The 16,591-nt window shown below is 48.4% G+C and carries 17 protein-coding genes and 1 tRNA gene; 10 read left to right on the top strand and 8 right to left on the bottom strand.

Features of this window, described 5'->3' with window-relative positions; all coding sequences use genetic code 11:
• Window positions 1–234 precede the first annotated feature (234 nt).
• From DXY38_RS12025 to DXY38_RS13510, 3 genes are all read left to right on the top strand, one after another.
• Window positions 235–321: transfer RNA gene (locus tag DXY38_RS12025), tRNA-Ser, on the top strand.
• Window positions 322–1,340: 1,019 nt separating this feature from the next.
• Window positions 1,341–2,237: an SIR2 family protein gene (locus tag DXY38_RS12015; RefSeq protein ID WP_115071833.1), complete on the top strand. Its 897-nt coding sequence runs from the start codon at window positions 1,341–1,343 to the stop codon at window positions 2,235–2,237.
• 689 nt (window positions 2,238–2,926) lie between these two features.
• On the top strand, window positions 2,927–3,262 hold the full coding sequence (locus tag DXY38_RS13510; protein WP_136988122.1) for a hypothetical protein: 336 nt from the start codon (window positions 2,927–2,929) through the stop codon (window positions 3,260–3,262).
• A 122-nt stretch (window positions 3,263–3,384) separates the two neighbouring features.
• Here the strand turns inward: DXY38_RS13510 and DXY38_RS13800 are convergent, their stop codons facing one another.
• A complete protein-coding gene (locus tag DXY38_RS13800) occupies window positions 3,385–3,561 on the bottom strand; it encodes a hypothetical protein (protein ID WP_170952944.1) in 177 nt (58 codons plus the stop codon).
• 821 nt (window positions 3,562–4,382) lie between these two features.
• On the opposite strand from DXY38_RS13800, the gene DXY38_RS12005 reads away from it, so the two are divergent.
• Window positions 4,383–4,739 (top strand): heavy metal-binding domain-containing protein, encoded by a 357-nt coding sequence (locus tag DXY38_RS12005; RefSeq protein WP_115071831.1) that lies wholly within the window; start codon window positions 4,383–4,385, stop codon window positions 4,737–4,739.
• Window positions 4,740–4,781: 42 nt separating this feature from the next.
• Here the strand turns inward: DXY38_RS12005 and DXY38_RS12000 are convergent, their stop codons facing one another.
• On the bottom strand, window positions 4,782–5,048 hold the full coding sequence (locus tag DXY38_RS12000; protein WP_115071830.1) for a hypothetical protein: 267 nt from the start codon (window positions 5,046–5,048) through the stop codon (window positions 4,782–4,784).
• 355 nt (window positions 5,049–5,403) lie between these two features.
• Window positions 5,404–5,775: a thermonuclease family protein gene (locus tag DXY38_RS11990; RefSeq protein WP_244279148.1), complete on the bottom strand. Its 372-nt coding sequence runs from the start codon at window positions 5,773–5,775 to the stop codon at window positions 5,404–5,406.
• 30 nt (window positions 5,776–5,805) lie between these two features.
• On the opposite strand from DXY38_RS11990, the gene DXY38_RS13795 reads away from it, so the two are divergent.
• From DXY38_RS13795 to DXY38_RS13790, 3 genes are all read left to right on the top strand, one after another.
• Window positions 5,806–5,973, top strand: coding sequence for a hypothetical protein (locus tag DXY38_RS13795; protein WP_170952939.1), 168 nt, complete (start codon window positions 5,806–5,808; stop codon window positions 5,971–5,973).
• A gap of 485 nt (window positions 5,974–6,458) precedes the next feature.
• On the top strand, window positions 6,459–6,665 hold the full coding sequence (locus DXY38_RS11985; RefSeq protein ID WP_115071827.1) for a hypothetical protein: 207 nt from the start codon (window positions 6,459–6,461) through the stop codon (window positions 6,663–6,665).
• A 689-nt stretch (window positions 6,666–7,354) separates the two neighbouring features.
• A complete protein-coding gene (locus tag DXY38_RS13790) occupies window positions 7,355–7,564 on the top strand; it encodes a hypothetical protein (protein ID WP_115071825.1) in 210 nt (69 codons plus the stop codon).
• A gap of 1,061 nt (window positions 7,565–8,625) precedes the next feature.
• Here the strand turns inward: DXY38_RS13790 and DXY38_RS11965 are convergent.
• On the bottom strand, window positions 8,626–9,189 hold the full coding sequence (locus tag DXY38_RS11965) for a DUF938 domain-containing protein (protein ID WP_371411013.1): 564 nt from the start codon (window positions 9,187–9,189) through the stop codon (window positions 8,626–8,628).
• 515 nt (window positions 9,190–9,704) lie between these two features.
• Here DXY38_RS11965 and DXY38_RS11960 point away from each other — a divergent pair.
• The 3 genes from DXY38_RS11960 (at window position 9,705) to DXY38_RS11950 (ending at window position 12,733) form a co-directional block, all read left to right on the top strand.
• The gene (locus DXY38_RS11960) at window positions 9,705–11,876 is read left to right on the top strand and encodes a glutamine synthetase III (RefSeq protein ID WP_115071822.1); all 2,172 of its coding nucleotides are present in this window, start codon (window positions 9,705–9,707) and stop codon (window positions 11,874–11,876) included.
• A 14-nt stretch (window positions 11,877–11,890) separates the two neighbouring features.
• Window positions 11,891–12,427: a thermonuclease family protein gene (locus DXY38_RS11955; protein ID WP_115071821.1), complete on the top strand. Its 537-nt coding sequence runs from the start codon at window positions 11,891–11,893 to the stop codon at window positions 12,425–12,427.
• 78 nt (window positions 12,428–12,505) lie between these two features.
• Window positions 12,506–12,733: a hypothetical protein gene (locus tag DXY38_RS11950; protein WP_006852447.1), complete on the top strand. Its 228-nt coding sequence runs from the start codon at window positions 12,506–12,508 to the stop codon at window positions 12,731–12,733.
• A gap of 249 nt (window positions 12,734–12,982) precedes the next feature.
• Here the strand turns inward: DXY38_RS11950 and DXY38_RS11945 are convergent, their stop codons facing one another.
• The 4 genes from DXY38_RS11945 to DXY38_RS11930 form a co-directional block, all read right to left on the bottom strand.
• Complete coding sequence (locus tag DXY38_RS11945) at window positions 12,983–13,198, bottom strand: hypothetical protein (protein ID WP_115071820.1); 216 nt, start codon at window positions 13,196–13,198, stop codon at window positions 12,983–12,985.
• A 178-nt stretch (window positions 13,199–13,376) separates the two neighbouring features.
• On the bottom strand, window positions 13,377–14,354 hold the full coding sequence (ppk2, locus tag DXY38_RS11940; protein ID WP_115071819.1) for a polyphosphate kinase 2: 978 nt from the start codon (window positions 14,352–14,354) through the stop codon (window positions 13,377–13,379).
• A 59-nt stretch (window positions 14,355–14,413) separates the two neighbouring features.
• Window positions 14,414–15,757, bottom strand: a complete 1,344-nt coding sequence (locus tag DXY38_RS11935; RefSeq protein ID WP_115071818.1) for an ATP-binding protein — start codon at window positions 15,755–15,757, stop codon at window positions 14,414–14,416.
• Window positions 15,758–15,765: 8 nt separating this feature from the next.
• The gene (locus DXY38_RS11930; protein ID WP_006852443.1) at window positions 15,766–16,476 is read right to left on the bottom strand and encodes a response regulator; all 711 of its coding nucleotides are present in this window, start codon (window positions 16,474–16,476) and stop codon (window positions 15,766–15,768) included.
• Window positions 16,477–16,591 lie beyond the last annotated feature (115 nt).

Below are 16,591 nucleotides of genomic sequence, written 5' to 3'. Positions count from 1 at the left end.
GCTTCAATCCTGAGACTTTTTTATGTAAAAAAATAAATGCAGACAAGGTAAGTCATAACTCCCTCAAAACCATCCAAAAAGCAAACCCAATATCTACACATTAATCACGCGATCGATCATAAAAACTTAGTCAATGACTAACGAAAGGAAGATACAACCACTCAATCATCTTGAGACAGATTTGGAGAACTCCAGCCATCATTAAGCTGAGATGATAAAATATCGAAGCCTCCAGGAGAGGTGGTCGAGTGGTTTATGGCTCTGGTCTTGAAAACCAGCGTGTCTTCACGGGCACCGTCGGTTCGAATCCGACCCTCTCCGCTCAATAGCCAAGCAAAGCCCAGTCATTGACTGGGTTTTTTATTGCCTAGGGCCGGGCACAGAGCCTCCTAGCGTGAAGCCTCTCCGAGCTTGGTTCGGCTTGAAATATGCCTAAACGCAACGGAATATCTCGAAGATGTGTCGAAGAAATAGCGTGGATCTGGCCGCCACAAACGCCAGCATCAAAGCCAAAGGGCTTAGCGGAAGCTTGTTTGAGGAGCGAGGTTCTCTCTATTGGCGTATTCGAATAACTGACGCATTTGGTGAGAGCAAGATACGCAAGTTTCACCTGCGACTTAATGCACAGGAAGAAGTTCTTGGATTAGCGGAAACCAGAATTGTCGAGCTTGCTGGGTTGCTCGCCGCTCTTTACTTTGGGCGATGTTGTAGGCCCCAAGCAGCTCTGAATCCATTTCTTGAGCGTCGAATGGATGAACGCCGTGACCGGTGCATCGCTTCATCGATGGCATCCATGGCCTCCTTCACCCTGTAAGTGCCTCCTCTCTTGCGGTGACGCTTGATCATTAGTTGGCTTTGCGGTTGAGCCAACGCTTGTAGGTATCCGAATCACTCTTGCCCCATGCAGGGGGGGCGTATGCCATTGCCATGGCTCGATTACCAGGCGGGGCGATTTCTCGCCCTGGGGCAGTTCTTCTGTATTAGCCCGTAGGCAGTCAGCTAGCTGCTTAAGAGGTCAGCAAACATCCCGCTGTCAACCCTTGTTTTAACTGTTGGCTTCGGACTCAAAATCACCCGTTTGGGTGATGACCTATTTAATGCTTGCGATCAAACTAAGTTTTTACTGATTCATAATGCCAGGATTGATGAACAATGCGGCAGCCCAAAAAGCATGCGAGAAACATATTGAAACTTGCATGCCACTCGGGGTGGAAATCATGAAAGAAAGTGAATTTGATTAAAAAACACTGGATACACACGGATGCTTTGACATCAATTTGCAAGTTAAGAAGAAAATCTTAAAGAGAATCTACATTTCATCAACAACTGCAGTGCATGACATGAATTACAGAATGGAAGCATCAAGATGGATTAAAGACAATAGGCTCAATTGCGGCTCTACCAAGCCCGTCTTATTCGTTGGCGCAGGCTTATCACGAAGATACTTAAATGCCCCCAATTGGCGAGCACTACTGGAGGAGGTCCTTAAGTTTATCAAAAACCCAACAGAGATTGATTTTTATCTTCAAAAAACTGACAAAAAAGATCTAGATGACGACTTAATCGAAGTTGCCGAAATCATTGCAGATCTTGTTCACACATGGGCATGGACCAGAGAAGGAAAGAAATTCTTCAATGAATCACTTTATAGCCCTAACATTTCTCACAAGGTGTTTCTTAAAAGGCTTGTTGCAAATATAATATCAAGGTACAATACGCCATTGGCCGAACATGCTTCAGAACTAGAAGCCTTAAAAAGCATAGACGCTCAAGAGGTAGTAACAACGAACTACGATCACTTTTTATCAGACTTCTTGGGCCTAAGGAAGAGAAGAGGGCATGAAATCATTGAGAAGGATGGAGCGACTTCTGTTCTGCATGCACATGGATCAATCGACAACCCCGATTCGATAATCATCCTCCCATCGGACTACGAAAATTTTTCTATAAAGCACAGATATTCATTTGCTAAATTACTCATATATTTCATTGAAAATCCTTGTGTTTTTCTTGGGTATAGCCTCTCAGATCCCCACATCAAACAACTTTTAGTAGACGCCGCTGAGGCCACAAATCGAAATTATCTTTCCAATGCTTACATGATATCCTGGTCTCCTGAAGATGGTGATCATTCAAGCATAAAAAAGCCATACAGAGTCGAATCTGAAGGAAGAGATGCAATGATAAATATTCTTGAAACACCAGATTTTGAGTGGGTTTACGAAGCCTTTGCGTGATGCGTCACAGAACAGAGCTGTTAAATACAATCTCATCAAAGATGATAAAAGTGTTGTTCTCTATAAAGACGAAGTGAGATCCACTATCCGAAGTGAGAATGGAAGGAGTTGAGGTTCCAGGTAGAGCAGATTCAGATGATCTCTAGATCAATGTAGTTTCCGAAGATGCCTCAAAGACGTCTGAGGAGTGTGCCAATAAAAACTAGGAGATGGAGGCTGGAAGTGCTATGCAGACAATGAACCTACAAGCACTGACGGTTGGCCACCCTTCATCAAAATCTACTTCGCTGGCCTTTCTCAAGGAAATAGTGAGAAATATGTTCTCAAAATCGACAAGTGGATGATTAACAACAGCGCTTTCTCTGAACTAGTTGGCAAGGGATATGCCCTGTATCCCTGCAACAGCGGTGACAACTGTGGGCGAACATAGGGATTCCAAACGAAGGCTGTGTCGAGACAAGCGGCGCGGAGAAAGCCATGGGGTGCGGCTGAATAACCGCTCATGGTGTCTGTGCTTGGAAGAAAAAGCCCACCAAAGACAGGGGTTCTCGGCATTTTATTGAGGAGAGCGATGGGTTCATTGGCGTCTGTCTTCATCCCAGCCACTTGCATGTATTGGTTAAGGACTACCCCTAAACCACCACGGTTAGCTGAGATTGCGTCATTGTCAGGTGAGCACACAGGATTCGATGGCTATCAAATCGAGAGTTTTCTCAGGCCCCATCCAAAAGAGAGTCATCAATGCTGTTGTCTGCATTGGAATGATCGGAGTCACAGCGTTGGCGACAGCTCCAGCAGCTGAAGCAAACAAGCACAACAGAGAGCTGCGCCATGAGAACAGGCAACTACGGCGTGTCGTGCGTCATGACAGGCGAGATTGGAGACGATATCGCCGTAATTCCTATAGCAATGGTTTATACAGCGGATACCGCCCTCTTCGCCCTGCCTATGCCTATGGATATGGCTATAGGGATGGAGTCAGATATCACCGTCCCTCTGGCTTCAATGTGCAAATCGGGTTCTGATCAGAAAAACGCTCTTCAAAGAAACGTTTATAACAGCGTGGGCTGATAGCTGAATCATCGCTGCAGTCAGCCATTGAAGCTGCTATTTGCAACTCCCTGCTAAATAATATCCATCCACTTATTTATAAGCCACAGGATCTTCTATTGAAATTGCTTAAAAGCAGTTCCAAACCTTTTTCCCAAACAACACCATCAACCGTTACAACCGATAGATCATAAAGGTCACAGATTTCTTTTTTGAAATCAGACATTTTATCTGGGTCAAAAACAACCGCATTGGCATACCCTTTCTCTTTCATTTTTCTGTTTACGCAATCCTTATCCCAAAGCTGAGCGTTTCTCTCCCAGCGGAAAGTTTCTCCAAATCTAGAATCAACTTCCGTGCCGTCAATAACACACCCTGCCTTAACATCATCTCATTGCTGGAATGTCATCACCGCAGGGTTTTCAGGGTTACCGTTGTTAACCTTTGCTTTAGAGAGGGACCATAAATTTGTAGTGATCAAAGCGGCGGAAGCCCAAACGTGGCAGTCATCACTTTTAAATGATTCAGCGTTCTATTGCTGAGATAGGTCTTCCTGACCTAAAGGGGCTAGAGCATGATTCACAACATCAGACACGAATGGTAAAACGTTGTCATCACACCAAACATTGAAGGTTGTGGTAGATCACCACAGCTAGACAGTAAGCGAGATAGTCCACCGGATTCATGTCACCCTTTGCAGCCTTGGTCTGAAAACTAACGATCTGAAAGTCACACACTGGCTCAATGTTCCGATGGTCAACGGTGGGAAGCCGGAAGAGCTCTCGCCTTTGAGCAGAAACGCTTTACTGCCGCTCAGCCTTCATCAAGGCATTGGCCATAGGACTCAACAAACGCTTGTAGGGGACTGAATCACTTTTTACCCATCTTGGTGAGTCGTATGCAGTTGCCATAATAAAATATTGAAGGTAAATCCCTGCCTGCAATCGCCAGATGGATGGATAACTAAACCCTACGCCGTAACCCTAGAACAAAAAGGTCAACATTATTGAAGAGACCGAAGTCATAGATCAACTCAGCAAATTCAATCGCAAATGGCATCTTAAGTTGGGACGATTTAAGGGTTGAACACTGACCATGCTGATTACAACAACGCCAACGGTGGAAGGCAGGAACATCATTCACTACCGAGGTCTGGTGACGGGCGAAGCAATCATCGGGGCCAATATTTTCCGGGACATGCTTGCAAGCATGACGGACATCATTGGGGGGCGCTCACGGGCGTACGAGCAAGCACTGGAGAAAGCCCGACAAGTCGCTACTGAAGAAATGGTGGCAAGAGCAACCGCTATGAAAGCCAATGCGGTGATTGGCGTGGATATCGATTACGAAGTCTTTGGTGAAGGCGGAATGATGATGGTGTCACTCAGTGGCACAGCTGTGCTTTTAAGCGGTGAAACACCGCAAGGGGAATTGCCGACGAGGTCGTCATAAACCATCTAAAGACAGAGTGAAATTCACAGGCAGCGATCAAAATCAGCTTGCAGGCTTGAAACCTGGCCCTGGCATCACCGGAGTACCACCGTTGCAGAAATTAGAAGCAAACACTTCTTTGTCCTGAACTGTCCAATCGGGTTTATTGGCTTGATACCAGGCAATGCTGTCGCTGTAGCAGGTGTTCCAACGCACCGCATGCTGAGCAATGGGTCGAAGTGAAATCGCAACTGATGCAGAACTCACTGTGGCAACAACAGCTAATACGGGAAACAGGTGGGCATTGATCATCTCGCGAGCTTGGGACATGGACGAACGATTCGATTTCCACCATTCTCACCTCACGTCAGGCTGAGAATCCGCAATGTAGAAACACGCAAAACTCGAAGACCTGCTCGCATGGCCTCTGCCGCGGGTCCTAAAGATGCACACGAAGATTGAACAGACAAAAGAAAACCCCGCCAAAGGCAGGGTTTCTCGGCTTCTCGTTGGGCGTGTTGCCTAGTTTCCACTCCGTGAAGAAGCCCTCCTCACACATGTATTTTGCGTCCCAAACAACGCCCTGCAACAGATCGTCAACACTTAGATGACTGTCACAGGAGAACCTCAACTGGCATGGAAGACTCCATCAAAAGGGTGGCTGACGATCAAGGAGGGAACTTTTCTAGTGGTCAGTGCGGTGCGTTGCCCACGCGCATTGCCAAGCATGCTGCTGAGAAATCACAGCATGACCATTCTCTACCTGCTGCTGGCCAACGCTGGTGTTATCAATAAAAAGCTCCGCAACCGTGCGCCCGTAGCGATCAGTGGCGATGCGGCGGATACCCACCAATCGACCTAAAACCAATGTCCTCAAATGGAATGCCGACTGATCGGCCAAGCTGTTGTCATAAGCAGTGGGCTGCATTCTGGTTGCCCTGAAACGAGGCCTCTTCTTCCTTTCAGGAGCATCGATACACGCCAACCTGACTTTTTCAGCATTGGTGGTCGTACAAGTATCCCCGTCGTAACACGACTGAAATCGCACCAAAGGCATGCCTTGGGCACTCACACGTTCCGAAAAAGCATGAGCCAACAAAAGAAGAAAGACGGTAGAAAGAATTTTGAGCATGGCACCATTCTCGCGAAAACCCTTGCCCAGCTCAAAAGCCTTAGCTCAACATCCCAAGAGGAAACAACCGACCGTGCACAGGCCATCTCAACAGATGGCCTGAAAATTGAATGGCCTACTTAGCGGTCGAAGCCCAATAACGACGGTAGATCGACTGTGTTTTAGGAGGGGCGAATAGAACGGCCATAGCAAGATTTGGTAATGACTAAATCCCTGATAGCTGTCTCGGCAGATGGACACAAGTCGTGAATGACACAAATCAGCGAACATTGGAAAGATTTAAGATTCCGACCGCAGTTGTCTTCACTCACGCAATCAGAGAAGCTATCAATAATCTTTCCACGAACAAGACATCATCAATATCAATTCATCGAGGCGAGCAGAAAATGATCATTACAGGCAAATTAAATCGCTTTAGATTAACCACATGATTAACAACTTAGAAAATCTGATTTAATCAGACGAACGAACACTCGGAATAAACTAGACTTATCTTCAAATCCCTCAGGAATAAAGCCAAGAGCCTGTAAGGAATCACTTCACGCGAAAGACAAATACGAGAAATTGCTCCAGAATTCTGATGAAAATCCTAGAAAGACCGCGCTCGAATGGACAAATTTGTCGATGTACGACTGAGTGCAGAAGAAGCTGAACTCATCGACTTTGCACTCGATCTGGTCGTTGATGCTTACGGTAAGAACCTTGAACAAGAGGGAATCGTTGATCAGCTGAAGGAAAAGTACAGGGGCACAGAGGCAAGGGCTTTTGTAGACCAGCTCCGCAGACGCTGCTACATCGCCACTGATCTGGACTGATCTTCAGAGGAATGAAATCGACACATCATTCCGACAGACGCATCGTCGAAGCAGAAAATGAAAACCGCAAAAAAGGAGAAGAAAACTTGATGATTTTCTTTTAACATAACCAAGCCAAAACTTAAGTATCAATTCAAACCACAAAAAAACGCGTTATCCGTCAATTCTCACCACTCGGTATGGATGTGAACACTTTGCTTGCTAATGGGAACCACAATGCGAGAAACTATCAAAAATAAGTAATTTTACTCATGGTTGATATTGAACGGCTTACTCCTGATGGGTGGAAACCCAGTGCCAGACAGGAAGATATCCATACAGCGGTCACTTATGCGAAAACGCTTTGCATGGAAGAACCCTCTACGTACAGAGTTCTCCGCAACGACGACTTAATCTGTCTCGTACGGCAGCAGGGAATCATCTGGATCAATGCCAGCTCAGAAGTCATGGGACAAACTCAGACTGAAAAACCTATTTCCGTTTGATGACAAGGCCTGAACATCTTGATGTGTTGCAAACGCATCAATAATAAATTACATGTCTTTTATGTCTTTTACTGGCAATTATAGATACTGAAACAAGCAAAACAAAACATCACTCTATTCGTAAAATACTTTATATAAAACATGATTTAAAAGGTGAGATTGAGATGGGCTAGTAAGATGAGAGCAGATTGAACAGAATCAAACATGCAAAAACTCAGGTTTTTGATCTTAATTTTGTTTGCATGCACGCTTGGATTTGATTTTGTCACACCAGCACTAGCTAAATCAACACGAAGCTTTAGTGGATCAAATCCAGCTGAAGTTGAAAAAAATGCAAGGAAGGCTGGCTTTGACTATCCCGATGGAGAGATGAAGTGCAGCAATCGTTGCAACCAGCGATGGGCTAAAGAGTAGAGGAGCCACTCTTATCAATTCTAACGTTTTATCTGGCAATTTTAACCTCTATAGGCTATTCCTGCCAAATCTATCCACACAAAGCAACGATCTCGACAGAAAGATAGACGCGTATAGACAAAAATAAGCTCAGACTGCCACTTAAGCCCTAAAAAATATAGAGTTTGAATAATATCTAGCAAATAACTCAATAAAATTAGCTGCATATTCCGCAGCAAAGCAGGAATGGCTCATCAGTACTATCAAATTGGTGCTGTTCCCGCCTTGCGCGCAGCAAAAAGCCCCGCTTAGCTGCGCTAGGCGGGGCCGGGTGATGGGGAACCACAAGCATGACACACTTTGGCTTGTTTTCCACAAAATCAGCTATTCAGCACCCTTCCGCCTGTTTTCTCCACAGCATGTGGGAAAAAGGCTTGATACTGAGCTGATCTGTGGAGGATTCTCTCGAATTCGTGGAGAACAGCGCATCTGCAATGCAGGAATCGACCTATCCTTCAATGGGCTGGGTGATGGGGATCATTCCAGTGAACTCTCCCTCCCACCGAGGGGTTTTTAATTGGGACGAAGACAAGAGGAGATCGATCAGTGTTGGGCAGTGGCAATGGGGTTGCAGTCGCCTCGCCAAGGTCTTACAAATCAGTGCAGTATAGAAATAGACTTTTAGAGATAGATATAATCGCCTAACAAAAGAAACAGCAAGTACTACTATCTACTAAATCACATTGTTTCGCAAATAACTAGGTGCAATACAATCAACCACTAAAGAACACTCAACAGCAACTGGATACAGCTCCTAGCACTTTTCCCGCGATTAGAATCAATCTTCTCCGCAAATGCTGATTAAAATTTTTAATCATCAAGGCAGGATTATTCCCCCTAAAAGTGCAGGCAGAAGGTGTTTATGGACCAATACAAAAGAGACAAATTGGCCTCAGAATTGACTGGAAATAATTAATATTTTAATTCAAAATGCAACAGGAAAGATGTAGACTGCACATGCCATAAAGAATTTTGATATCAAAACACGATTCAATAAAGCGATAGAGTTGGATAGATTAGAATTAAATGGCGCAATTAGCTTCTTTGGTTAGGCTAACAATAAGATTATTAGCGGGTAATTCTTGAAAATGCATTCCTAGGAGGCCAACTTGACTACAAAGTTTCTCTACAGCTTCAAGATCTCGAACCCCCCAAGATGGATTACGGTCACGAAGCGATTGATCAAAGACCTCATTACTCAGGCTCGTATGAGATCCGTTGCGGCGAAAAGGTCCATAAAGAATGAAGCGACCTCCCATCGGAAGGTTTTCAGATGCTTGATCGATTAATGATTTGCAGCAACTCCAAGGAGCAATATGAATCAGATTGATCGCAATCACAACCTTTAATTCAAGCCTGATGGATTCAGGAAGCAACCAAGGACGATCAAGTACATTGAGTTGTAATGCTTTCGGCATCTGATCACTCAAACTCTGATGGGCAATCCAAGCGTTAATGCTTTGGCAATGGCTTGGGTCAGAATCACTGGCTTGCCATCGAATACCAGGGAAACGGCGCTGGAAAGTCACAGCGTGTTCACCACTTCCACTTGCTATTTCAAGAACAGACCCATGCTCAGGCAGCATTTCAGCAAGAGCATCACCAATGGGGACACGATTACGCTCCGTTGCCGGAAAATAAAGACGGTCTTGATCAGACGATGAAAACATCACAACAAATAATTAAAGCTTTTTGATTGTCAATGAGACCCAAAAGCCGAGCCAATATCTAAAGAATAAATAGTTATCATAAAACCACAGAATATTCAATTACCATATCCCATCAACAGCTCGCAATCCCATATCCATCTTGATCCAATCATCAAAAGATTGATTCAAAGCGTTCCCAATCAAGGAATAAAGTGATAAGTCACAAAACAAGAGGTCCCGTATCTCTGCCGCCAAGGCTTCAAATCCACTTAAGTCTAGAAAGCTTCCTGACCAGCTAAGACTTTAGTTTCATTTGAGCTGAATGGCAGCGGTCTGCTTAGCCGTGCTCTTTCCATGAGCTGTTGTCATGGAACAAAAGCAGCAATCAGTTGACGCCCCACCTAGGGCCTAGCTTGAATGACACAAAGACGCCCTGAGGGGTTCAAAAAGCGATGCCCCATCCTTCACGTTTGGCCGCCCTACAGGCCATTCAGCAACGCAAGCCCATGGCGTGTGACAAAACTCCTCCACTAGAGGAGATTTGGGCCAGTGATGTCTTCACACTGGCGCGCATGAAAAATGCGCTCCCGAAGGAAGCATTCAAAGTGGTTCGTCGCGTAATCCGTGACGGAGGCAAGCTGAACCTGGAGGTCGCTGATGCGGTCGCTCAGGCCATGAGGGATTGGGCAGTCAATAACGGTGCCCATTACTACGCGCACGTTTTCTATCCCCTTACCAACTCAACTGCAGAGAAACACGACGGTTTCATCAGTCCTCAAAAGGATGGTCACGCCATCCATGAATTTTCGGGAAAACTGCTTATTCAGGGAGAGCCAGACGGCAGCTCATTCCCCAATGGCGGCATCCGCTCCACATTTGAAGCCCGGGGATACACAGCTTGGGACATCACCAGCCCGGCGTATTTGATGCGAACGCCCAATGGCGTCACCTTATGCATCCCCACAGTGTTTGTGAGTTGGACAGGAGAAGCTCTCGATAAAAAGACCCCACTCCTGCGCTCTAACGCAGCCATGAATCGCCAAGCACAACGGCTGCTGCGTTTGCTTGGCAACAAGGACGTGGCTGCCGTTAACAGCTCTTGTGGAGCTGAACAGGAATATTTTTTGATCGACAGTCAATTTGCCACGCTCCGGCCCGATCTACTTCTCGCAGGCAGAACCCTGTTCGGTGCTGCCTCCCCGAAGGGACAGCAATTTGATGATCATTACTTTGGTGCCATTCCTGAACGGGTTCAGGTCTACATGCAAGACGTGGAACACCAGCTGTACAGGCTCGGAATTCCTGCAAAAACACGACACAACGAAGTAGCCCCCGGGCAGTTCGAGATCGCACCTGTTCATGAAGCCGCCAACGTGGCGACCGATCATCAACAAATGATCATGACTGTGCTTCGCAGCACAGCAAAACGGCATGGATTTACATGCCTCATGCATGAAAAACCCTTTGCTGGAATCAATGGCTCCGGCAAGCATGTGAATTGGTCGGTGGGCAACAGCACGCAGGGCAATCTTCTGGACCCTGGCTCAACGCCCCACGACAACCTGCAATTCCTCCTGTTCTGCTCCGCCGTCATCCGTGGCGTGCATCGCTTCGGCCCATTGTTAAGAGCCGTCGTTGCAACAGCAGGAAATGACCATCGCCTCGGAGCCAATGAGGCACCACCCGCGATCATCTCGATGTATCTGGGCAAACAGCTCGAAGAGGTCTTTCAGCAGTTCCAGCGAGGTGAAGTTACCGGAAGCAGCACAGGAGATGTGATGCGTCTTGGTGTCGACAGCCTTCCTGAGTTCAAGAAGGATGCCGGGGATCGCAACCGAACATCTCCGTTTGCTTTTACAGGGAACAGATTCGAATTCAGAGCCGTGGGATCTGGACAGTCCGTGGCGGGTCCACTGGTGGCAATGAACACCGTTCTCGCCGATTCGCTGGAGTGGGTTAGCGATCAAATCGAGGCACAGATGGCCGCAGGCCAATCCTTGGAAACGGGTGCTGCTGATGTTTTAAAGCGGGTGATGGATCAACACGGTGCGGCCGTTTTTGGTGGCGATGGTTATTCCGATGCATGGCATCAGGAAGCAACAGAGCAACGGGGATTGGAAAACCTACGCAACACCGCCAACGCCCTTCCAGTGCTGCGACGGGATGACGTGAAGGAGCTGTTTCAGCGTCAAGCTGTGATCTCACCGGTTGAATTAGAAAGCCGCTACGAGGTTTACAGCGAGCAGTACACGCTCGCAGTGGAGGTTGAAGCCAAGGTTGCACTGTCCATGGTTCGAACCCAAATCAGCCCCGCTGTTCAGAAGCATCTGGGCTCTTTGGCACGCAGCATCAGCCAACAACAAGCCGTCGGTCTGAATCCAGATCAACGGACGTTGCAACAGACAGCAGAGCTAGGGCAACGGATGCAGGATCAAATCAACGCCCTCGAGGAGGAATTGCACCAGCTGCATCACGGCGACACAACAGCCTCCATGAACCATGCAGCAAACGTCCTGCTACCACGACTTCTACAGCTGCGGGATGTTGTGGATGGACTTGAGCAAGCCGTGGATGACGATCGTTGGCCCCTTCCTTCCTATCGGGAGATGCTGTTCGTCAGTTGAGGAAACATCCGGTCATGGCATCAACCTTGAAGGCGGTAGGTCGCAACGTTCTGTTCGGCCTACTAATGGCTCCAGCCTTTCCAATCGCTATGGCTGCTCAACCGTCTCATCCCAGCCAAAAAGTCACCGTCCTTAAGGTCAACAATGGCCAAGAGGTTCTGGTGGAAATCAATGGAGAAGGAAGGGCTGTGCGCTTGGCCTGCATTCAAGCTCCTTTGGAGCAGCAACAACCTTGGGCCAATCAAGCAAGAACAGCCCTCAGCAATGCGCTGCCGCAAGGCTCTGTCGTCGAGATGGAACTACGGGCCCGTGACGTCTATGGGCGGGTGGTCGCAAGGCTCCTGAAGGAGAAGATAGACATCGCTTCCCCACTCATCAGCGGAGGACAAGTCTTTGCCTACGACGGTTATCTGGGCCGATGCGACGACCTGAACTATCCAAGGCTAGAGAGACAAGCGCAGCGCAGCAAAGCAGGCCTATGGGCAGTGGAAGGAGGACTGTCACGACCATGGGACTTGATCGAGGCCAGTGGAAGACAAACCCAACCCTAGATATTTGTCACTTGGTAAAAATTGCCACAACGTTGCTTGTAGCAATAGAGCTGAATAGAGGAAATATCGAATTTTTTTATGGGCTACGAACCTGGGAGTACCGATTGCCGCCTGTTAATTGATGCAAAACACCATCTCGAAGAAGCGCTGTTGACCTTATATGCCATGCCGCACACAGATCACATCCAAAGACAATTGAAAGCCGTGTACCGGCAGCTTGAAGGAATGCATGATCTCAAACGAGCCGCTGGATCTCAGGTGTCGCTTCAGAGTGCTGATTGGTACTCAGGGACCGTGCGCTCCTGACTCAGGAACGAGCCTTCCAAAGAATTCAGGATTTGACCTCGCTGATCAGCCACAATTGAAGGGTTGCATCCATCACTGCATGTTTGAAAATCGCGATCGACCGGCCTGGGTGAACTGGCTATTTCTCGCAATCTTTCTTTGGAGCTCCTGGCAACTCGCAGGTTTTTGGTTTCAACAGCTCCACGGCTGATGCAGCATTTGTTCCCATAAAAGGCAACGACGAGTCACCTTTAGAGAGTCACGCAGGCATCATTGAGTGTTTTTCTCCCTAACAATGGTTCCTCTCGCAATCTTCATATTTCCCATAATGTCAAGTGCCAATGGCTGTGTGTGATTGAACCATCGCTCGATGGCTTCAAGCTCTTCTTCCTGGTACTTGCCAAGCAATTCAAGCAAACGAAGATCCATGTATTGACGAATAATTGAACCCCAAAACCTTATTTGCCAGATAGCAGTTACCCGCATCAATAGTCACAATGAACAGTGACATATGAAAAAAATCATTGTAGCCAAGACAAAACAAATGGATTGACCATAAAAGCTAGTGGCAGCTTGCATTCGATGCAGCTGCAAGAACTCTCTCGTTATACAAAAATTCCACCATCAAAGATCGACTCCATAGGATCAAACCGCAAGAAGCCAATCAATCACTTGGTGAATCATAGGGATAATGATTAGGAACAAAAAATTGTTCATTGATGGGTGGTCTCTTATAAGACCCCTGTTTTGGCCTTGGTGGTAATTCAATCGCTGGAGGAGTCATGTCTTCCCAGGGCACTTTGCTAAGAATGTGCCTCAAACAATTAAGACGGGCTCGCCTCTTATCGTCTGCTTCTACCGAGAACCATGGCGCTTCAGGGATGTTGGTGCTTGCGAACATCAGATCCTTTGCCTCAGAAAACTCAACCCAACGATTACGAGCCTCAAGATCCATCGGACTGAGCTTCCAACGCCGCGTGGGGTCATCGATGCGTGATTGAAAACGATTTTCTTGTTCCGTATCACTCACGGAAAACCAATACTTCAACAACAAAACGCCACTACGAACCAACATTCGTTCGAACTGAGGGCAATCCTCAAGAAAGGCCTCAACCTCCTTAGGAGTACAGAACCCCATCACCCGTTCCACACCAGCACGGTTATACCAACTACGGTCAAACACCACTATTTCGCCCGCAGCTGGAAAATGTTCCACATAACGCTGGAAATACCACTGCGTTTTCTGAAGATCAGAAGGGGTACCCAAAGCAACCACTCTGGCTCCACGGGGATTTAAGGGTTCCGTTAAACGTTTAATCGTGCCTCCCTTACCAGCTGCATCCCGTCCCTCAAACAGGATGATCATGCGGAAACCCTTTTCCTTGATCCAGTACTGCATTTTGACGAGCTGTGTCTGGAGTTTTTCCAGTTCAGACTCATAGATCTTTTTCTTGAGTCGTTCACCGTTGTGACTTGGCCGCTCGAGTTCATCTCCGTGCCATTCAGGCGAGGAATCGCTGTTGCGCTGGCTTCGATCCACGGCATCAATCACCGCATCAGATATGGGCTGCGAGGGGTTGGATTGGGCCGTTTCCTTGCTTTTGCCGTTGTGTTTTGACTTTTTGTTCTCCTTATGGCCCATGACAACGGGATCAGCAACATCCCATTGGTGCCTCCGAAATCAACAAAAGGGTTGGGAATTCAGCTTTTCGCAACGTTCTCCACCAATAGATCCATCGGCAATGACAAACGAATCGCAAAGCGGCCTGGAACCGTCAAATCATCCGAACCATCGGCATAGAGGCAATCGAGATGGCCGCCATGGAGTCGCGCCACATGCACAACAATCGCCAACCCCAATCCACAGTGCCCCTGTCCTCCCCGGGAGGAGTCGAGGCGGTGAAACGGTTGAAGGGCCTGCTCCCATTGACGCTGAGGCATGCCATCACCCTGATCCCAAACTTCGATTGAACATTGATCAGCAGAGCGCAGCAATCGCAACACCACGGGAGCTTGGCCATAGGTGAACGCGTTGTCGATCAAGTTGGCAACGGCTCGACTCAGAGCCACTGGTTTCACCATCACCTCAAAGGTGTCCAGCTGAAGCTGCAATTGATCGGCAGGATGACTGCTCGCCACCTCAGCCAGCAATTGGTCCAAAGGAACGGGCACAGAGAGTTCTTCATCGCCGCCACCTGCAAACAGCAGGAACTGACCTGTGATTCGTTCCAGAGACTGCAAATCACCGGCACAACGCTCACGTTCTGTGGCGCTGAGTTGAGGCAGCGACAAACGAAACTTCAGCCGAGTGATGGGTGCGCGTAAGTCATGGGCGATTCCAGCGAGCATGGTGGCTCTTTCGTTCCGATTGGCAGCCAAACGTCGCACCATTGCGTTGAAACGGCGGGTCAGGCGCTGAACCTCTGGCGCACCACGCGCAGGAACAGCATCAGGATCGATTCCATCCCCAACCCGGGACAGGGCCTTTTCCAATCCACGAAGCGGTGCCTCCACCTCCACGAGGAGAAATAGGCCACCACAAATCATGCCCGCCCCAACCAGCGATAAACCCAACAGGGTGGGCTCCGGCGGCCAGCTCATCGGAGCGCGCACATTGACGCGCAACCAAATCGGTTCCAGCGGGGAAATCAGCTCAATCCAGATTCCGCGATCGCCTTCGTGATCTCGATCCGCCACGACCATCGGACAATGGGAGAGACGCTCACAAAGCTGCGTCTGCAGAGCTTTGGCCTGGCGTTGAAAGCCTGCGGATGGAAGCTTTTGATCCGGCTTGGGTTGGATCGCAACAGTGAGGTCAAGACCGGTGAGTTCGGTCACCAGATGGGGTGGGTAGCGCTCGAGAGCCAACTCCGTGAGCCTTACATTGAGCGCCAAGTCACGGCCAAGCTGGACTGTTTGCAGCTGCTCAAGCTGCTGTCCAAACAACACCTGTAAAACCAACAAGCAAAACGCCCAACTGCCAAGAGCAAGGCCACTCCAACCGAATAGGGATCGAAGTCGAACTTGCCAAACCCGTGGGGTCATTCCAGCCCTCAACGCGAACGAGGTTGTCCATCAGGAACGAAGACATAGCCGTATCCCCATACCGTTTGGATGTAACGCGGACGCGCTGGATCCGGTTCGACCAGCTTGCGAACCCGCGAAACTTGTACATCCATGCTGCGACTATCCGTATCAGACCCTGGTCCGCGAGCCAGCTCAATGAGCCGCTCTCTCGACAGAGGGCGGTGGGGATGCTGCACAAACGCTGCCAGCAAGCTGAACTCACCGCTGGTAATCACAACAGGCGTACCGTCGCGAAACAGCGTTCTGGCGGAAAGATCAAATTGATTCTCTCCGAACGTCACATCACCGCCTTCTGCCAAAGGAGTGCCAGCGGGAATCGAACTTCGCCTTCTCAGCACTGCTTCGATGCGTGCTGACAACTCACGGGGAAGAAACGGCTTCGCAAGATAGTCGTCAGCCCCCTGCTCGAGTCCAATAATGCGGTCAACGCCATCTCCTCTCGCCGTCAACATGACCACAGGAAGATCGTCACCAGCGTCGCGCAAGCGTCGGAGTGCTGTCAGCCCATCATCGCCAGGCATCATCAAGTCGAGCACGATCAAATCTGGGCGCTGAAATTCAAGCCTCGCCTCAAGCTGCTTGACATCACTCAAGCAGCGCACGTCATACCCCTGATCGATCAAATAGGTGCCCACCATCTGACGAAGGTCCGGATCGTCATCCACGACCCAAATCATCGAAGCTTTTTTTGCAAGTGAGTTCGAAGCGGTGCTGGAGGGCTGGGTCATCGCCATACCATCCCAATCAACAATGATCTCTTCACCACTCGCCCCACATCAGTTGAACGCTCCG

Source organism: Synechococcus sp. UW179B (assembly GCF_900474245.1).
GTDB lineage: Bacteria > Cyanobacteriota > Cyanobacteriia > PCC-6307 > Cyanobiaceae > Synechococcus_C.
The sequence above is the reverse complement of the archived record's forward strand: the minus strand, read 5'-3'. Positions and strand labels throughout refer to the sequence as shown.